Annotated in this window: 15 protein-coding genes and 1 pseudogene; 5 read left to right on the plus strand and 11 right to left on the minus strand. The window is 67.8% G+C overall.

What is annotated here, in order from left to right; all coding sequences use genetic code 11:
- From JF66_RS06665 to JF66_RS06695, 7 genes are all read right to left on the minus strand, one after another.
- Positions 1 to 410, minus strand: a 410-nt coding sequence (locus tag JF66_RS06665) for an ABC transporter permease subunit (RefSeq protein ID WP_035876397.1), incomplete at its 3' end; no start/stop codon positions are given.
- Positions 411 to 413: 3 nt separating this feature from the next.
- Positions 414 to 1,304 carry an ABC transporter substrate-binding protein gene (locus JF66_RS06670; protein ID WP_035876398.1) on the minus strand — a complete coding sequence of 297 codons (891 nt, stop codon included), beginning with the start codon at positions 1,302 to 1,304 and terminating at the stop codon, positions 414 to 416.
- A 312-nt stretch (positions 1,305 to 1,616) separates the two neighbouring features.
- Entirely contained in the window at positions 1,617 to 2,624 is a 1,008-nt protein-coding gene (locus JF66_RS06675; RefSeq protein WP_035876399.1) for an ABC transporter substrate-binding protein, read from the minus strand.
- A gap of 35 nt (positions 2,625 to 2,659) precedes the next feature.
- Complete coding sequence (locus JF66_RS06680; protein ID WP_081882197.1) at positions 2,660 to 3,559, minus strand: ABC transporter ATP-binding protein; 900 nt, start codon at positions 3,557 to 3,559, stop codon at positions 2,660 to 2,662.
- Positions 3,559 to 4,656, minus strand: coding sequence for an iron chelate uptake ABC transporter family permease subunit (locus JF66_RS06685; RefSeq protein ID WP_231556324.1), 1,098 nt, complete (start codon positions 4,654 to 4,656; stop codon positions 3,559 to 3,561). The genes JF66_RS06680 and JF66_RS06685 overlap by 1 nt, the downstream gene beginning before the upstream one ends.
- Positions 4,653 to 5,717, minus strand: coding sequence for an iron ABC transporter permease (locus tag JF66_RS06690; RefSeq protein WP_231556325.1), 1,065 nt, complete (start codon positions 5,715 to 5,717; stop codon positions 4,653 to 4,655). The genes JF66_RS06685 and JF66_RS06690 overlap by 4 nt, the downstream gene beginning before the upstream one ends.
- Complete coding sequence (locus JF66_RS06695; protein WP_231556326.1) at positions 5,714 to 6,736, minus strand: siderophore-interacting protein; 1,023 nt, start codon at positions 6,734 to 6,736, stop codon at positions 5,714 to 5,716. The genes JF66_RS06690 and JF66_RS06695 overlap by 4 nt, the downstream gene beginning before the upstream one ends.
- A gap of 84 nt (positions 6,737 to 6,820) precedes the next feature.
- On the opposite strand from JF66_RS06695, the gene JF66_RS06700 reads away from it, so the two are divergent.
- Positions 6,821 to 7,339 (plus strand): pyridoxal 5'-phosphate synthase, encoded by a 519-nt coding sequence (locus JF66_RS06700; protein WP_035876412.1) that lies wholly within the window; start codon positions 6,821 to 6,823, stop codon positions 7,337 to 7,339.
- Between the two features lie 50 nt (positions 7,340 to 7,389).
- Here the strand turns inward: JF66_RS06700 and JF66_RS06705 are convergent, their stop codons facing one another.
- Entirely contained in the window at positions 7,390 to 8,214 is an 825-nt protein-coding gene (locus tag JF66_RS06705; protein ID WP_035876413.1) for a sulfurtransferase, read from the minus strand.
- An 85-nt stretch (positions 8,215 to 8,299) separates the two neighbouring features.
- Between JF66_RS06705 and JF66_RS06710 the strand changes: the two genes are divergently transcribed.
- Both JF66_RS06710 and JF66_RS06715 read left to right on the plus strand, forming a co-directional pair.
- Entirely contained in the window at positions 8,300 to 9,505 is a 1,206-nt protein-coding gene (locus JF66_RS06710) for an MFS transporter (RefSeq protein WP_035876401.1), read from the plus strand.
- A gap of 40 nt (positions 9,506 to 9,545) precedes the next feature.
- Complete coding sequence (locus JF66_RS06715) at positions 9,546 to 10,370, plus strand: aldo/keto reductase (protein WP_035876402.1); 825 nt, start codon at positions 9,546 to 9,548, stop codon at positions 10,368 to 10,370.
- A gap of 24 nt (positions 10,371 to 10,394) precedes the next feature.
- Here JF66_RS06715 and JF66_RS06720 read toward each other — a convergent pair whose 3' ends face one another.
- From JF66_RS06720 to JF66_RS06730, 3 genes are all read right to left on the minus strand, one after another.
- The gene (locus JF66_RS06720) at positions 10,395 to 11,381 is read right to left on the minus strand and encodes an aldo/keto reductase (RefSeq protein ID WP_035876403.1); all 987 of its coding nucleotides are present in this window, start codon (positions 11,379 to 11,381) and stop codon (positions 10,395 to 10,397) included.
- A 61-nt stretch (positions 11,382 to 11,442) separates the two neighbouring features.
- The gene (locus JF66_RS06725) at positions 11,443 to 12,174 is read right to left on the minus strand and encodes an IclR family transcriptional regulator (RefSeq protein ID WP_051973224.1); all 732 of its coding nucleotides are present in this window, start codon (positions 12,172 to 12,174) and stop codon (positions 11,443 to 11,445) included.
- The gene (locus tag JF66_RS06730) at positions 12,171 to 13,661 is read right to left on the minus strand and encodes an APC family permease (RefSeq protein WP_035876404.1); all 1,491 of its coding nucleotides are present in this window, start codon (positions 13,659 to 13,661) and stop codon (positions 12,171 to 12,173) included. Before JF66_RS06730 ends, JF66_RS06725 begins: the two co-directional genes overlap by 4 nt.
- A 232-nt stretch (positions 13,662 to 13,893) precedes the next feature.
- Between JF66_RS06730 and JF66_RS06735 the strand changes: the two genes are divergently transcribed.
- Together JF66_RS06735 and JF66_RS06740 are read left to right on the plus strand one after the other, a co-directional pair.
- Positions 13,894 to 15,372: an APC family permease gene (locus JF66_RS06735; RefSeq protein WP_035876406.1), complete on the plus strand. Its 1,479-nt coding sequence runs from the start codon at positions 13,894 to 13,896 to the stop codon at positions 15,370 to 15,372.
- A 73-nt stretch (positions 15,373 to 15,445) separates the two neighbouring features.
- Positions 15,446 to 16,558, plus strand: a pseudogene (locus JF66_RS06740) (tyramine oxidase); the annotation flags it as partial.

Below are 16,558 nucleotides of genomic sequence, written 5' to 3' on the forward strand. Positions count from 1 at the left end.
ATGGTGCCGATCAGGCCCCAGAACACGAGCTGCACGTAGATCGGGGTGCCACGGAAGATCCAGAGATACACCCAGGCGATGCTGTTGACCACCGGATTCGGTGACAGACGCATGACGGCGAGCACGACGCCCAGGATGATGGCGATGACCATCGAGTACACCGTCAGTTGCAGGGTGACGAAGGCGGCCTGGGAGATTCTCTGGTCGAAGAGGTATTTGGCCACCGAGGGCCAGTCGTAGGCCGGGCGCTGAGCGGCGTCGAGCACGAACAGGGCGATGATCAGCAGCAACACGGTGGCGAAGACGTTGCGCCACGGGTGGCGCAGGCGAATCGCCTTGATGCCGGCAACGTCTCCGCCGCCGTTCGGCGGGGCCGACCCCGCCGAACGGTTCACGACTGTGTCCGACATGCGTTAACCGTTTGCGGCGGCGTTGATGGTGATCGTGGCGATGCCACCATCGGTGACGCCCCACGTGTCGAGGATCTTGCCGTAGGACCCGTCGTCGACCATCGACTGCAGAGCAGCCTGCACGGCCTTGGTCAGTTCAGAACCCTTGTTGACGGTGATACCGTACGGCGCCACGTCAAAGCTCTCGCCGGCGGCCTCAAGCTTGCCCTCGGTCTTGGAGATCGCGTACAGGGTCACGGGCGAGTCGGCGCTCAGAGCGTCGGCCTTGCCCAGCACGACGGCGTTGGTTGCTTCGTCCTGGGACCCGTAGGGCAGTACGTCGATCGCAGGCTTGCCCGCGGCCAGGCAGGCCGCGTTCTTGGCGGGGAGTTCGTCCGTGTCTTCAACCGTGTTCGACTGCACGGCGACCGTGAGACCACACGCGTCGTTCGGGTCGATGGTGCTGCCCGCCGGCGCTGCCCAGAGGATTCCGGCGTTGAAGTAGTTGACGAAGTCAACCTGCTTCTCGCGCTCGAGGTTGTCGGTGAACGATGATTCGCCGATGTCGACGGTGCCGCCGGTGATGCTCGGAATGATGTTGTCGAACGAGGCGATCTGGTACTTGGGCGTGAGGCCGAGCTTCGCGGCGATGCCGTTGGCCAGCTCGATTCCCCAACCGATGGGCGCTCCCGCGTTGTCCTTGAACTCGTTGGGCGGGTATGCCGCGTCGGTACCGATCACGAGCGTGCCGGAGTCCTTGATGGTGGCGGGCAGCAGCGCAATGGCGGCGGGATCAGCGGCGATGGGGGCAGCGGATTCGGTGGAACCCGGCGTTGTCGTCGAGTTGTCCACGCATCCGGTGAGCATGAGGGCGGCCACGGCCGCAAAGGCCGGGATGAGGTATCTGGCGCGCATAAAGATTCCTTCGTTGTGATCTGGAGATGGGTTCGTCATTGAAGCCGTTTACGAAATGCGACAGCATTGAGCCTATAACACCCTCATACGACGATTTGTTGCGTGGGAAGCAGGTTTGAACTCACAATACGAGCGTCATGATCGGATTATTGCGCAACTTCGAGCGTTTAGCACCGAAGAAACGAATCTGATCCGCGAACAGAAGCAACGATCTGCAGGTATTCACCCCGGCGACGGTGCCACTTTATTTTGCCACTCTTTGTCATTCCCCACCGACGGGCGCGCACGGTGCGCCGGATCGAACCGTAGCGATCAGGTCGTCAGCGCCGCTGAAAGCAGGGCCACGTAGTCGTCGATCCCCCAGGTGAGAGAGAGCCCCGTGGGCGGTGACACCGACGAGATGAACGCGGCGCCCACCGGGGAAGCCACCCGGCCGGACTGCACCTGCGGCATGGCCTGCGCATACCCGGCGGCCAGGAACGCGTCCGATTCCTGTTGGGTGGTGCCGAAATTCACCAGCAGGTCGCTGGTGAGCTTGTCGAGTTCTTCGTGACTCAACGTGAAGTAGAAGCTGGATTCCTCGGTGGCGAGGGCGTCGACGCTCGGGGCACTCACGAACCCGAGGTCGAGGGTGAACGCGACCCGCGGGTCTTCCTTCTTATACACGTAGAACGTTCCGCTGCTGTCACTCGAGAGAGCGATGCTCGTCCCGGCGAATTCCGGGTGCGCGGCGGCCTGCGCGGCAAGTTCACCGTCGATGTCGCCGAGCAGCGTCGCGGCCGCCACCGACCTGCCCAGGGCGGTGCCGGTGATCTCGATCAGCTCGCGCCAGTCGGTGGCCCACGCCTCGCCGGGGTACGCCACGACGGGGGCGATCTCGCTGAGCAGGTCGTACTGTTGCTCCGTGATGCCGGAGTAGCCGGCGAGAATCACATCGGGAGCCGCCGCCGCAATGTCTTCATACGGTGGTTCCTCCGAGTCGGGCAAAATCGTGGGCATGTCTGCGCCCATCGTGTCGAGTGCCTCCGAGATCCACGGCAGCACGCCGTCCTCGTCTCCGGCATAGGCCTGGAACGGCATGGCCACCGGTACGACGCCGAGGGCGATCGCGTCGTCGGCGCTTCCCCAGCCCCAGGTGACCACGCGCTCGGGCTCCGCCTCGATCGTGGTTTCACCGAAGGCGTGCCCCATGGTGACGGGGAAGCTGCCGGAGGCGGCGATATCCGCTGCCTCGTCGGGTGCGGAGGCCGCGCAGCCGCTGAGCGCGAGCGCCAGCACGGTGGCAGCGGCTGAGAGGGTGAGCGTGGTTCGGCGTGACATGAGGTCTCCGGTCGGGATTGATGACGGGGTGGGGTTTAGAGAACGGATGCGGCGGTGCCGTGAAAGCGTCCCCGCGGCACGACCATGGGTGAGCCGCAGAGCGGATCGGGCATGATTGTGGCCGCGAGGCCGAAGGCATCCTGCACGAGGTCGCTCGTGAGGGTGTCGCCCGGCGTGCCGTTGGCGCGGATGCTGCCGCCCTTCATGACCACGAGGTGGTCGGCGTAGCGGGCGGCCAGATTGAGGTCGTGCAGCACGATCACGATGGTGGTGCCGCGGGTGCGGTTGAGCTCGAAGAGCAGGTCGAGCACGTCGATCTGGTGCGCCACGTCCAGAAAGGTCGTGGGTTCGTCGAGCAGCAGGATGTCGGCGTTCTGGGCCAGAGCCATCGCGATCCACACCCGCTGGCGCTGGCCGCCGGAGAGGTCGTCAAGCGTGCGGACAGCGAGCTCGAGAGTGTCGGTGGCGGCCAGCGCTCCGGCGACGACCTCGTCGTCGGAGCTGGTCCAGGTGCGCAACCAGCCGTGGTGCGGATACCGGCCGCGGCCGACGAGATCGGCCACCGTGATGCCGTCGGGGGCAACCGGATGCTGCGGCAGCAAGCCCACCACGGTGGCCACCGCCTTGCTCGGCCGAGTCGCGATGTCGCGTCCGTCGAGAATCACGAGGCCGGACTGCGGTTTGAGCAGCCGGGCCATTCCGCGCAGCAGGGTGGATTTTCCCGAGGCGTTCGCCCCCACGATCACCGTGATCGCACCGGCGACCACATCGAGGGAGAGTCGGTCGACGATGGTGGTGCCGTCGTAGCCCAGGGTCAGGGACTCGGCCCGAAACTCGTGGGTGGCCACACGGCCGGAATGGCCAGTGGAGCCGGCACGGGCGGGCGTGCCTGACGGGACGGGCTGGCGGGGCGCAGACGAGGTGGGGCGTGTCATCAGGAGGTCTTTCCGGAGGTGTTGGCGGTGGCGAGCAGCCAGAGCAGGTACGGGGCACCGATGGCGCCGGTGATGATTCCGGCGGGCAGTTGCAGCCCGCCGGGAAGAAGATGCTGCGCGGCACAGTCTGCGGCCGTGGTGATGAGCGCGCCCACGAGCGCGGTCGGAAGGAGCGCGAGCCCCCCGGTTGCCACCACGCGACGGGCGATCGGCGACGCCACGAACGCCACGAACGCCAGCGGCCCGACCGCTGCCGTGGCGACGGCGGCGAGGGCGACGGCCACCGTGAGCAGCGCAAGGCGGGACCGTTCGACACTGAGGCCGAGGCTTCTGGCCGTGTCGTCGCCGAGTTGCAGAGCACGCAACCGACCGGACATCGCCCACAGCGCCGACACCAGCGTGGTCAGGAGGGCGGCCACCACCAGAATGTCGACCCAGCGCGCACCGCTCACACTTCCGACGAGCCACACGAGGGCGTCCTGCGCCACGCGCAGCTCCGCCCGGGAGAGCAGGTAGGCCAACAGCCCCTGCACCATGAACGCCACGCCCACCCCGATCAGCACGAAGCGATGGCCCACCACCCCGCCTCGCCAGGCGAGCAGGTAGATGGCCGCGGCCACCACGACCGCACCGCCGAAAGCCGCGAGCGACGTGGCCAGGCTGCCGAAACCGAGAATGAGCATGCCGAACACGGCCGCCGCGCTGGCGCCGCCGGTGACCCCGATGATGTCCGGGCTGGCCAGCGGGTTGCGGAGCACGCCCTGGAACACCGCGCCGGCCAGGGCGAAGGCGATTCCCACGAGCACGGCCAGCACGAAGCGCGGCAGGCGCAGGGTGAAGACGATGAAGTTCTCGCTGCGCGAGCCCTGCCCGGCGAGCGTGCGCAGCAGGTCGGGAACACTCAGCGAATAGGCGCCGACTGCGAGGCTCAACGCCGCCACCACGAGGAGGGCGAGCAGGAGAACAGCCGCGACGCGACGCTCGCGCCGGCGACGCCCCGTGCGCCCCGCGGCGAGAGCGTGCCCGGCCGACACGGTGGTTCCGTGCGGCGTGCCCACGAGAGCCGATGCCCGTGGCCCGGCGACGAGGCGGCTCACAGTGCGACCGGCTTCGCGCGACGCACAAGCGCGATCAGCACGGGGGCACCGAGGAACGCGACCACGAGTCCCGCCTCGATCTCGCCGGGGCGGGCGATCACGCGGCCCAGCACATCCGCTGCCAGCAGAAGGGCAGGTCCGAGCAGGGCCGAGAACAGCAGGATGAGGCGATAGTCCGGGCCGGTGAACCAGCGCGCGAGGTGCGGCACCGCGAGGCCGACGAACACGATGGGGCCGGCCATCGCGGTGGCCGACCCGCAGAGCAGCACGATGGCGACGGCGCACACGATGCGGGCGGTCACGAGATTCTGGCCGAGACCGCGGGCGAGGTCGTCACCGAGCGCGAGGGCATTGAGCATGCGGGCCGCGGTAACGGCGAGAGCCACGCCCACCGCGATGAACGGAATCAACGGGAGGCTCGCGTCGAGGCCGCGGGCCGCGAGGGATCCGGCCGCCCAGAAGCGGTACCGATCGAAGGCATCGCCGTCGCTCAGCAGCACAATGGTGATGAGTGAGGTCAGTGCGGCGGTGAGGGCCGTGCCTGCGAGAGCGAGTTTCACCGGGGTGGCGCCATCACGGCCGAGGGAACCGATGAGGTACACCGCGGCAGCGGCGACGGCAGCCCCCGCGAAAGCGAACCAGACGTAGCCGAGGGCGGACGTCACACCGAACCAGGCGATACCGGCCACCACGAACAGGGAGGCACCGGCATTGACGCCGAGCAGACCGGGATCGGCGAGCGGGTTGCGGGTGACACCCTGCATCAGGGCGCCGGCGAGGCCCAGGGCGAGGCCGGCGAGGAGGCCCACGACTGTGCGCGGAATGCGCAGGTCACGCACCACAACGTGGTCCGCGAGGTTTCCGTCGGGGCGCAACACGGCGTCGATCACGGTTGCCAGGGCGATGTCGCGGGAGCCGATGGCGAGCGAGGCCGCCATGGCGACGGCCAGCAGGAGCACGGTGGCGAGAAATCCGAGCAGCAGTGTGCGGCGTCGGGCGATTGCGGGCGACCCGCCCGGCACCCGGGTGATTCGCCGGGGAATGGTCGCGGCGGTCGTCACGGGGCTTCGGCCCGCCCGCGGCGCCAGTAGCCCATGAAGGCGACGCAGCGGCGGTCGATCCAGGTCTCCGTCACGAGGAAGCGGCGGAGCCGCGTGATGGCAGCGGATTCGCCGGCGAGCCAGGCGTAGAAGTTTCCGTCCGTGACGGGCGCGGGCGAATCCCACAGCAGGTCGTGATCCACGTCGATGTCGTGCAGCGGTTGCGCGCTCGGCGACGCCGTGAGCGCCTGCCGATTGTCGGCGACCCACCCGCGCACGGCCGTGTCAAGAAGGGTGCCGTGCGGCGCGGAGCCGCGGGCGAGCCACGTGACCTCACACCCCGCCGGAATGACCGGGCGGGCGGTGTCCGAGAGCGCCGCCACCTCGATGAAGGCGCGGGCACGGCTGTGCGCGGGCAGGCTTTCAAGGATGCTGCAGATGGCTGGGGCCGCCGTTTCGTCACCGGCCAGGAGCAGCACGGTGGCGCAGCCGGGGTGCCAGTCGAGTCCGGTGGCGGCGTGGATACTGCGCGCATCGGGGCCGATGATCACCAGTTCGTCGCCGGGCGTGGCGTTGCCCAGCCAGCGCGCGGCGGGGCCCGCTGGTCCGCCCTGGCCTGTCGGGCCATGCTGAGGGGCGGAGACGTGCCTCACGAAGTCCACATCAACCTCGCGGTCGCCGGGTCGAACGGCGCGAATCGTGTACGTGCGGAAGGGGTTGCGAACGTCATCGGGCAGGGCGCGCCAGCGCGCGTACCAGGTGCCCTCGTCGATGGTGGCTCTGTCGTTCGCGCCGAAATCGCTCACGCCGATCCCGGGCAGCGGGAAGACGATCTTGATCCGTTGGTCCAGGCCCGAAGTCCCGAAGGTTGTGAAATCCGCCCCCGTGAACGTCACCCGGGTGGAGTGCTCCGTGAGGATGCGAACGCTCGCGACCTGCGCGACGTAGGGGCGATACGCAGGCCGATCGGTCGGCATCTTTTCGTCCGCTGTCACTGTCGCTGTCACTGTCGCTGTCGCGCCCTCAAGTAAGGTAAGCATTACCTAAGTATGGCATGCCTTACTTCGACTCTGGGGCTGGCCACCACGAGCTCCTCTCGCAGCCGGCTGCCCTAGGGTGTGGTGATGAGCGAATCCTTCCGTCAGATGTTGCGTGCGCTTCCCGACTTCGGCGACGGGCTCCCCCGGTTCGATCCGGCCACCGCCGACGCCGACCCCACCGTGCTGTTTCGCGAATGGCTAGACGGTGCGCTGGCCGCCGGCGTGCCGCAGCCGCACGCGTTCAGCCTGGCCACCGGCACGGCCACCGGGGAGGTGTCATCCCGAATGTTGATCCTGAAGGACATCGACGGCGCCGACTGGCACTTCGCCTCCTCACGGCTCTCCCGCAAAGGCCGGGAGCTCAGCGCCAACCCGCACGCCGCGATGAACTTCTACTGGTCGGCCCTGGGTCGGCAGGTACGGGTATGCGGCGTCGTTCGCGAGCTGTCGGCCGAGGCTTCGGCCGCGGACTGGGACGCCCGCCCGGCCACCGATGGCTCGGCAAATCCGGCCTGGCAGCTCTACGCCCTCCGCCCCACCGAGGTGGAGTTCTGGCAGGCCAGCGCCGACCGGCACCACGTGCGGCACCGCTACGACCTGTAGTTTCCAGAGGCGCATCAGTCTCCGGAGGCGCATCAGTCTCCGGAGGCGCTTCAGTCTCCGGTGGCGACCGGGCGACCGGGCAGGTTCGACCACTGCGACCACGAGCCCGGGTACAGCGCCGGCCGGAATCCCGCAATGGTGAGAGCCGCCGCGGTGTGCGCGGCCGTGACGCCCGAGCCGCAGTAGACACCCACGGCATCCCGCGCGCCGAGCGCGAGAAAATGAGCGCGCAGGCGCTCCACCGGCAGAAAACAGCCCTCGGCATCGAGCAGGTCGCTGCCGGGGGCGCTGATCGCCCCCGGAATGTGACCGGCACGCGGGTCTATCGGCTCGACCTCGCCTCGAAAGCGTGGGGCGGCACGGGCGTCGAGCAGCACCCCGTGACGGGCGAGTTCCGCGGCCGAATCCGCGTCCAGCGTGGGCAGGCTTCCGTAACTGAGCAGCACGGTTCCCGGTTCGGGTTGCGCGTCGCCCGTTTCGAGCGGCAGTCCGGCCGCGCGCCAGGCAGCCAGGGCACCGTCGAGGAGTAAAACGTTCTCGATACCCGCGTGTGACAGAAGCCACCAGGCCCGAGCCGCCGACTGGTTTCCGAGATCGTCGTAGACCACGACCGTGTCGCCGGGATTGATGCCCCACGAGCGGGCCGCAGCCTGCAGGGCATCGCGAGACGGCAACGGATGTCGTCCGTCTGTCGGCAGACCATGCCCGGCCAGCTGCCGCTCGAGATCGACGTATACGGCTCCGGGAATATGGCCGGAGCGGTAGTCGACAAGCCCGGAAGGGGCGCCCAGCTTCCAGCGCACATCAAGCACGCGAAGGTCACGGCCAGCGTCGAGTTCGTGGGCCAGCTCGAGGGGCGAGATGAGTGTCGTCACGTTCACACCGTACCCCGAAGGGGCACGAGCGAGCCGGAGGGGCACTCCGCCCCCGCCGGCGGGGGCCGACACTTAGACTTACACGGTGAGCAGTTACGTGAGTCTTCTGAAAACGCCGGGCGTGGCACGTTTGATCGGCGCCCAGTTGACGGCTCGATTCCCCTTCGGGATGCTCTCACTCGCCTTCCTGATCCACATCGAGCAGATCTTCGATTCCTACGCCGCGGCCGGATTGGTGCTCGGCGCCATGAGCATCGGCCAGGCCGTCGCCGGCCCGCTCACGAGCCGTCTGATGGGCCGTTGGGGCATCCGCCCGGTCATCGTCGTCACGCTTGTGATTTGCGCCGTCTCCATCATCTCCATGGCTCTCCTGCCGCTCTCGATCCCGGCTCTGATGATCATCGGCTTGATCGCCGGACTCGCGACCCCGCCCATCCAGCCGGCCGTGCGCACGATCTACCCCAAGATCGTGAACTCCCGCCAGCTGACGCCGCTCTTCTCCCTCGACGCCTCCGCCCAGGAGATCATCTGGGTACTGGGACCGGTGATCGCCACGTTCGTGGCCATCCAGGTCAGCACCGTCGCCGGCATCCTGCTCGCGGCCGTGTTTCTCATTGGCGGCGGCATCTGGTTTCTGGTGCTGCCCGAGGTGGGCCGCGTACGCATTCCCCGCAGCCGACGCAAGCTCGGGGTTGTGCTCAAACGCCCGGCCGTTCTGCTCAGCACGGTCGTCGGGTTCATGCTCGTGGCGGCCTGTGCCGCCCTCGAGGCCGGGATCGTGGCCGCGTTCGGCCACGGCAGCGCCAACTCGGGGTGGATCCTGTGTATCTTCGCCCTCGGCTCGCTCGTGGGTGGACTCGCCCTCGGTCACGCGCCGATCGGCCCCTGGGCGCTCGCGAGTCGCATGCTCATCGTCGCCGTGGGCATGGCACTCGCCGGTATCTGGCTGAACTTCGCCTGGCTCGCCGTTACCCTGTTCTTCGCCGGCATCGGTATCGCTCCGGCGTTTGCTGTGCTGTTCGGCATCGTCTCGGCGAGCGTGAAGTTCAGCGACACCGCAGAGGCCTACGGCTGGATCGGCACCGGCCAGCTCATCGGGGCCGCGATGGGGTCCGCCCTGGCCGGCTTCGCCATCGATCACTCCGGCGCCGCGTCCGCGATTTTTCTCGCTGCCGGATTTGCCGGGCTGGGCTGCATCATCCCGGCGCTCGGTCGGCGCTGGCACCCCGACCTGCGTGGAAAAGACCCGAGCCCGATCCCCGACACCGAGCCCATTCAGGTGATGTCCTAGGCGTGAGCCGGGTTTACCTTCGCAGGGTTTAATGGAACGCATGACTTCTTCCCCGCTGCGTACGCTCAACGACGGACACTCGATCCCCCAAATCGGACTCGGCGTGTACAAGATCGCCGACGACCTCGCCGCGGATGCCGTGGCGGCCGCACTCGAGGCCGGCTACCGCCATGTGGACACCGCCACCCTCTACGAGAACGAGAAGGGCGTCGGCCAGGGCCTCGCCCGCGCCGCGGTACCCCGCGACGAGGTGTTCGTCACCACCAAGGTCTGGAACGACCAGCACGGCTATGACGAGACCCTGCGCGCGTTCGACGAGAGCCTGGACAAGCTCGGCCTGGACTACGTCGATCTGTACCTCATCCATTGGCCGGCACCGCGCCAGGATCGCTACATCGACACCTATCGAGCCCTCGAGACGCTGCGCGCCGACGGCCGCGCGCGCTCCATCGGGGTCTCCAACTTCCACACGCACCACCTCGACCGACTGCTCGCCGAGACCTCCATCGTGCCGGCGATCAACCAGGTGGAGTTGCACCCGTGGTTGCCGCAGTCGGACGTGCGCGAGTACGACGCGGCCCACGGTATCCTCACGGAGGCCTGGTCGCCGCTCGCCCGCGGCAGGGCCATCGGCAACGAGACCCTTGAAGCCATCGGCGCACGCTACGGCAAGTCCGCGGCGCAGGTCGTCATCCGCTGGCACGTGCAACTCGGCAACGTGGTGATCCCGAAGTCCGTGACGCCGCAGCGCATCCGCGACAACATCGACGTGTTCGATTTCGAGCTCGACGACGCCGACCTGGCCGCCATCGCCACCCTCGAATCGGGCGAGCGCACCGGGAAAGACCCCGACGACCTCGGCTGAGCCCCGCGCCGCGCGGCGTGCCTGCTACCAGCGCGGGTGGATCGCGTCGCGAAGCAGGCGGTCGTAGATGTCCTGCACGCCCTCATTGAACTCGAAGCTGAGTTCCTCGGCCACCCCGGCGGTCGCGTTGCCCTGCGCCTGCGCCACGGACCGTGCACCCGGAATGACGGCGCTCACGCCGTCGATCTGAGCGACCCAGGCCAACGCCGCCTGCGTGGCCGTGACACCGACGGGAGCGAGCTCCGCGAACTCGGTGGCCGCCTGCAGCCCCACTTCGAAGTCCACCCCGGAGAACGTCTCTCCCACATCGAAGTGGCTGCCATCACGGTTGAAGTTGCGGTGGTCCGACTCCGCGAACACCGTCGCGGTCGTGTACTTGCCGGTGAGCAGACCGCTCGCGAGGGGAACGCGGGCGATGATGCCCACCCCGGCCTCGCGGGCCGCCGGTATGACCGCGTCAAGCGGCTTGAGTCGGAAGGCGTTGAACACGATTTGCACCGTCGCGACGCCGGGGCGCGCGATCGCGGCGAGGGCCTGCTCGCACGTTTCCACGCTGACGCCGTAGCTGGCGATCACTCCCTCCGCCACGAGGGTGTCAAGCGCGTCGTACACCTCGTCGGAGCGCAGCACCGCGCTCGGCGGGCAATGCAGCTGCACGAGGTCGAGGGTCTCGGTGCGCAGGTTGCGGCGTGATCGGTCGGTCCACTCGCGAAAGTTCGAGAGCACGTAGTTCTCGGGCACCTGATCCAGACGGCGCCCCATCTTGGTGGCCACGGTGATTTCTTCACCCGGTGCGTCATGCTCCAAAAAATGCCCGATCAGACGCTCGCTACGCCCGTCGCCGTAGACGTCGGCCGTGTCGAAGAAGGTGACTCCCGCGTCAACGGATGCCGCCAGCACGCCGAGGGCGTCGGCATCGGACACGGCGCCCCAGTCCCCGCCCAGCTGCCAGGTGCCCAGCCCCATCACGGAGACTGCTCGGCCGGTGCGTCCTAAAGTTCTCGTTTGCATGGATCAAGTTTATTGTGATGTGCCACCGGAGCGGCGCTCCTCTTCGCACCTGTCCGGAAGATTACGCGAGGAGCGGGGCCAACTCGCGCGCCCCGACCTGCAGCAGATCGATCAGGGCCGTCGGGTTTTCGAGGCGGCTGCGGGGCGCGGAGAGGCAGAGCCCGGCCACGAGCAGCCCGGAACGGTCTCGGATCGGCACGGCCAGGCACCCGTAGCCGCTCCGCACGTTCTCGAACTGCTGCGCGTATCCCTGTCGCCGGATATCCGCGAACAGCTGCGCGCCCGATGCTGATTCGGGCTGCGAACGTTCGGCGAGCAGAAGCCGCCCCATCGCCGACCCGGCGAAGAGGCGGTTGACATGCGCCTGTTCACTCGGTGGAAAATCGGGATCCGGGTCGATGACGTGCAGGCCACCGTGCTCGTACCGTACGAGGTGGACGCCGCCGCGAATCCCGTCCCGCAACCCGTCGACGATCAGCCGTACGGCCTCCGGCGGCCGTGGCGGGGTCACGAGGTTGGCCAGCTCGACCACCTTGCGACCGAGCGCGAACCCGCTCAGGTCGGGTGTGCGTACCAGGTATTCGTCCTGAACGAGCACGTTCAGCAGCCGGTAGGCGGTGGCCCGGGGCAGCTCGAGGTTGTCGGAAATCTCCCGGGCGGTCACCCCCGCCCCGCAGCGGGCGACCTCTTCGAGCACGGTCAACGCACTGTGAATGGCCTTCGGTTGACGAGCATGCAGGCCACCCGATGCGGGGGTGGCGCCCGCCGCCGAGCGGGCCTGCGATGCCGTCACGCCGCGGCTCCGTCCCGACCACCCAAGAGGTCCTCCCCGATGGGCACATCGTAGGCCCCGACGGTATGGCGCCGCCAGGGACGCCGCGCATGCCGAATCAGGTACAGAACGGCTCCCGCCATCATCACCCCGATGAACACCCAGACGCCGGCACATCGGTCGCCCGTGCCCTCTGCCACCAGATAGACGGTCAGCACCAGCACCAGCATCACGGCGGCGAGCGCCGCGCGCACCGCCGTCCACACCGTGAGTTCTCCGATGCGCCAGAGGAATACCGGCGCCGCGATGCACGCCAGGGCATAGGCGGTGAGATACCCGCCGGCGGCTCCCACGATCAGGATCGCCATCGCCTGCCAGGCGCTGCCCGCGACCAGCATCGTCAGGAGAAGCACGATCGTGAGAACAGGAACCGCGACGACCGAAGCGAAGAACGGGGTTCGGTGGCGGGAATGCGTGCGCCCGAAGGCGCTCGGCAGCAGTCCCTCCCGTCCCATGGAGAACAACACGCGCACGAGGGCCGTGAGAGTGGCGATGGCGCAGGCCAGAAAGGATGCCGCGATGCTCACGTCGAGCAGCAGCCCGACCCCGTCCAGGCCGTAGGCGGCGGCGAGGTCGTTGACCGGCGACGCGCTCGAGGTGAGCGGAACCCCGAGGGACGCGAAGCCCACGAGCTGGCTGAACGAGGCGACGACGTAGAGCAAACCCGCGCCGACGGCGGTGCCCACGATGGCCCGCGGAATGACCCGGTACGGCCGTCTCGTCTCGACCCCGAGGGTGGAGGCGCTCTCAAACCCCACAAAAGCGGTGAGCGCGAGCGCGGCACCGACCGCGAAGTTGGCCGGGGAGATGCCCTGCAGGCTCACCGTCGACCATTCCACCGTGAAGTCCTGATGGGCCAGCAGGATGATCACCAGCAGCAGGATGATCGCCACGGAGATGCACTCCACCACGAGCGTCACCCGAGTAGAAACGCGGATGCCGCGGGCCAGCACGAGCAGGCACAGCGCCGCCATCACCACGACAAGCGAGCCGGTGAGCAGCAGGGAACCGGCCGAACCCGGCACGAACCGGCCGATGACGATTGAGAGGTAATAGCCGGCTCCGCCGAGTGCGAACATCGAGATGAACCCGTAGCCCACGAGCAGGGCGATCCCGGTGATGAACGACGCCGTTCGTCCGAGTCCGCGCGACACGAACGTATAAAGCGACCCCGCCGCGGCGAGCCTTGTGGTGAATTGGTTGATCGTCGTGGCGACGAGCAGGGCAAGGACGAGTGCGAAGCCGAGGGCCCACACCGGCGAGCCGCCGCTGGCAGCGATCAGCAGCGGAATAGTCGTCGCGGCGGCTGCCGGGGCGACCGCGGAGACCGATTGCCCGACAACATCGGCGAACCCCACGCTCCGCCGAGCCAGTCCTTCGACCGGCGAGGGAGCGGAAAACCCCTCGACCGCCTGCGGATGAAGGATTGCGCGCGCCAGTGCGGTCATGCTGTTCTCCCTGTCGGTGTGCGGGTCACCCGAAACGATAAGAGCATCACCGTAGCCCTCCCGCGTTGCAGAACGGATTCGGCCATGTTTCGGGTGTGTGTTGGGCAAATGAGACACTCGCGCCGCCGCTTCTCATTTCGCGGTGTCGAGCCTTTACCGGGGAGAGACGGACCCGCAACACGGGGCCGACACGATGAGGCAACCCCTCCCCCTTGCCTCGACTGGAGCCCTCATGACCGATACGAAAGAACGTCCCGCCGGCACCTCGACACCCGAGAGGTCCCTCACCGGATCTCTCGGCGTGACCTCCATCGTGCTGATGGTCGTCGCCGCAGCCGCCCCCCTCACCGTCATCGGCGGCGCAGCGCCACTGGGCATCCTCCTGGGCGACGGCGTGGGTTTCCCTGCCATGTACGTCGTGGCGGCCGTCGTGCTCTATCTCTTCGCGGTGGGACTCGCCGCCATGACCCGGCACGTGCCCAAGCCCGGTGCCTTCTTCACCTTCGTCGGGTACGGGCTCGGCAAGCCCGCCGGGCTGGCCACCGCGTTCCTCGCCCTGCTCACCTACACAACAATCCAGGTGTCGGTACACGGCTACGTCGGATACATCCTCAGCGTGACCGTGACCGGCTTCGGCGGCCCCGACCTGCCCTGGTACCTCTACTCGCTGCTGACCATCCTGCTCGTGGGCGTGCTCGGTTTCCGCCACATCGACCTGAGCTCGAAGGTGCTCGGCGTGCTTCTCGTGGCCGAGGTCGCGATCGTGCTCGCCCTCGTCGCCGCGGTGATCTTCTCCGGCGGCCCAGAGGGACTCTCCCTCGCTCCCTTCGCGCCCAACAACGTGCTCTCCGGTTCTCCCGGAATCGGCCTGATGTTCGCGATCGCCGCCTTCATCGGTTTCGAAGCCACCGCCATCTTCCGCGACGAGGCCAAGGACCCCGCCAAGACCATCCCGCGCGCCACCTACATCGCGGTGATCGGAATCGGCGTGTTCTACACCCTCGCTTCCTGGGGACTCGTCATGGCATGGGGACCCGGCGGCGTTCTGGCCAAGGCGGCGGAAGATCCCGGAGCCTTGATCCTGGTGACCACGCTCACATACCTCGGCCCGGTCGGCGAACTGATCATGAACATCCTGCTCATCACGAGCATGTTCGCCTGCGTCTTATCGTTCCACAACGTGATCACTCGCTACCAGCACTCAATGTCGAACGCGAAGGTGCTGCCCCACGCCCTCGGTATCGTGCACAACAAGCACCTGGCCCCGCACATCTCCTCACTCGTGCAGTCGGCGACCGCCGCCGTTCTGATCGTGGTCTTCGCGGTGCTCGGACTCGACCCGGTGCTGCAGGTGTTCACGTGGTTCGCCGGCGTCGCCACGCTCGCCATCGCCATCCTGATGGCGATCACAAGCCTCGCCGTGATCGTCTACTTCCGTCGCACCAAGGCAGACCCGCGCCTCTGGAACACGGTGATCGCCCCGGTCCTCGGCCTGCTGGGCCTCGTCGGATCCGCCGTCGTGATCGCCGCGAACTTCCCCATGCTCGTGGGCGACGTCGACGCCACGGGCGCTCCGTCGTTCGGCCCGGTCAGCGCCGCGCTTCTGGCCCTGATCGTGCTCGTTCCTCTCATCGGCGTGCTGCGGGCCAGATCGCTCAAACGCACCGACCGCGCCGCCTACGACAACATCACCGAAGCCATCGGCGGCTGACCGCATCCGCGCTGACATCCATCCCCCGCACTCACACTCACACTCACACTCACACGCCTCGACAGGAGACACCATGACACTGACCGATCTCAACGACCCCACGCTGCTGCCGCTTCCGGCCGGCCCCGCACATCCCCTCTCCAGCCTCGACGCCACGGAATTCACCGCTATCCGTGACGTGGTCACCGCGGCAGATGATTTCACCGCGACCACGCGTTTCGTCTACGTGGGCCTGCAGGAGCCGCACAAACGCGACGTGCTCGCGTGGCAGTCGGGCGACGCCCCACGGCCGGACCGCCGTGCCCGGGTGATGTTGCTCGATATGGCCACCGGCCGCTCCACCGACAACGTTGTGTCTCTTGACACGGCCGAGATCCTGAGCACCGCCGTGCTCGACGGCAGCACGGGGCAGCTGCCCATCCTGATCGCCGAGTTCGATGCCATTGCCGGGATCGTGGCCGAAGATCCGCGCTGGGTTGCCGCGCTCGAGGCACGCGGCACCAGCGTTAACGAGGTCGTCGTCGTGCCGCTCTCTGCCGGGTTCTACGACTACCCCGAGGAGATCGGACGCCGCATCGTGCGCGTGCTCGCCTTCCGCCAGGACTACCCGGAAGACCACCCATGGGCACACCCGGTCGACGGGCTCAGCGCCTACGTCGACACGGCAGCGCGCACCATCACCCGGCTGATCGACGCCGCCGTGCTCGACATCCCCGCGGAGAGCGGCAACTTCGACGACCCGGCCGTGCAGGGCACCCCGCTCACCACGCTCAAGCCGATCGTGATCAGCCAGCCCGAAGGGCCGAGCTTCGAGGTGGACGGCGAGTGGGTCACCTGGGCGAACTGGAAGTTCCAGGTGGGCTTCGACACTCGCGAGGGCCTCGTGCTGCGCCAGCTCTCGTTCAACGATGCCGGCGAGGAACGCCCGATCATCTACCGCGCCTCCATCAACGAGATGCTGGTTCCCTACGGCGACCCGTCGCCGGTGCGTTTCTGGCAGAACTACTTCGACACCGGAGAGTACCTGTACGGACGTTTCACCAACTCGCTGGCCCTCGGCTGCGATTGCGTGGGAGAGATCACATACTTCGACGCGGTGCTCGCCGACGAACTGGGAAACCCGTTCACGATCGAGAACGGCATCTGCATGCACGAGGAGGACGTGGGAACGCTGTGGAAGCACGGC

The organism is Cryobacterium sp. MLB-32 (assembly GCF_000738085.1).
Taxonomy (GTDB): Bacteria; Actinomycetota; Actinomycetes; order Actinomycetales; family Microbacteriaceae; genus Cryobacterium.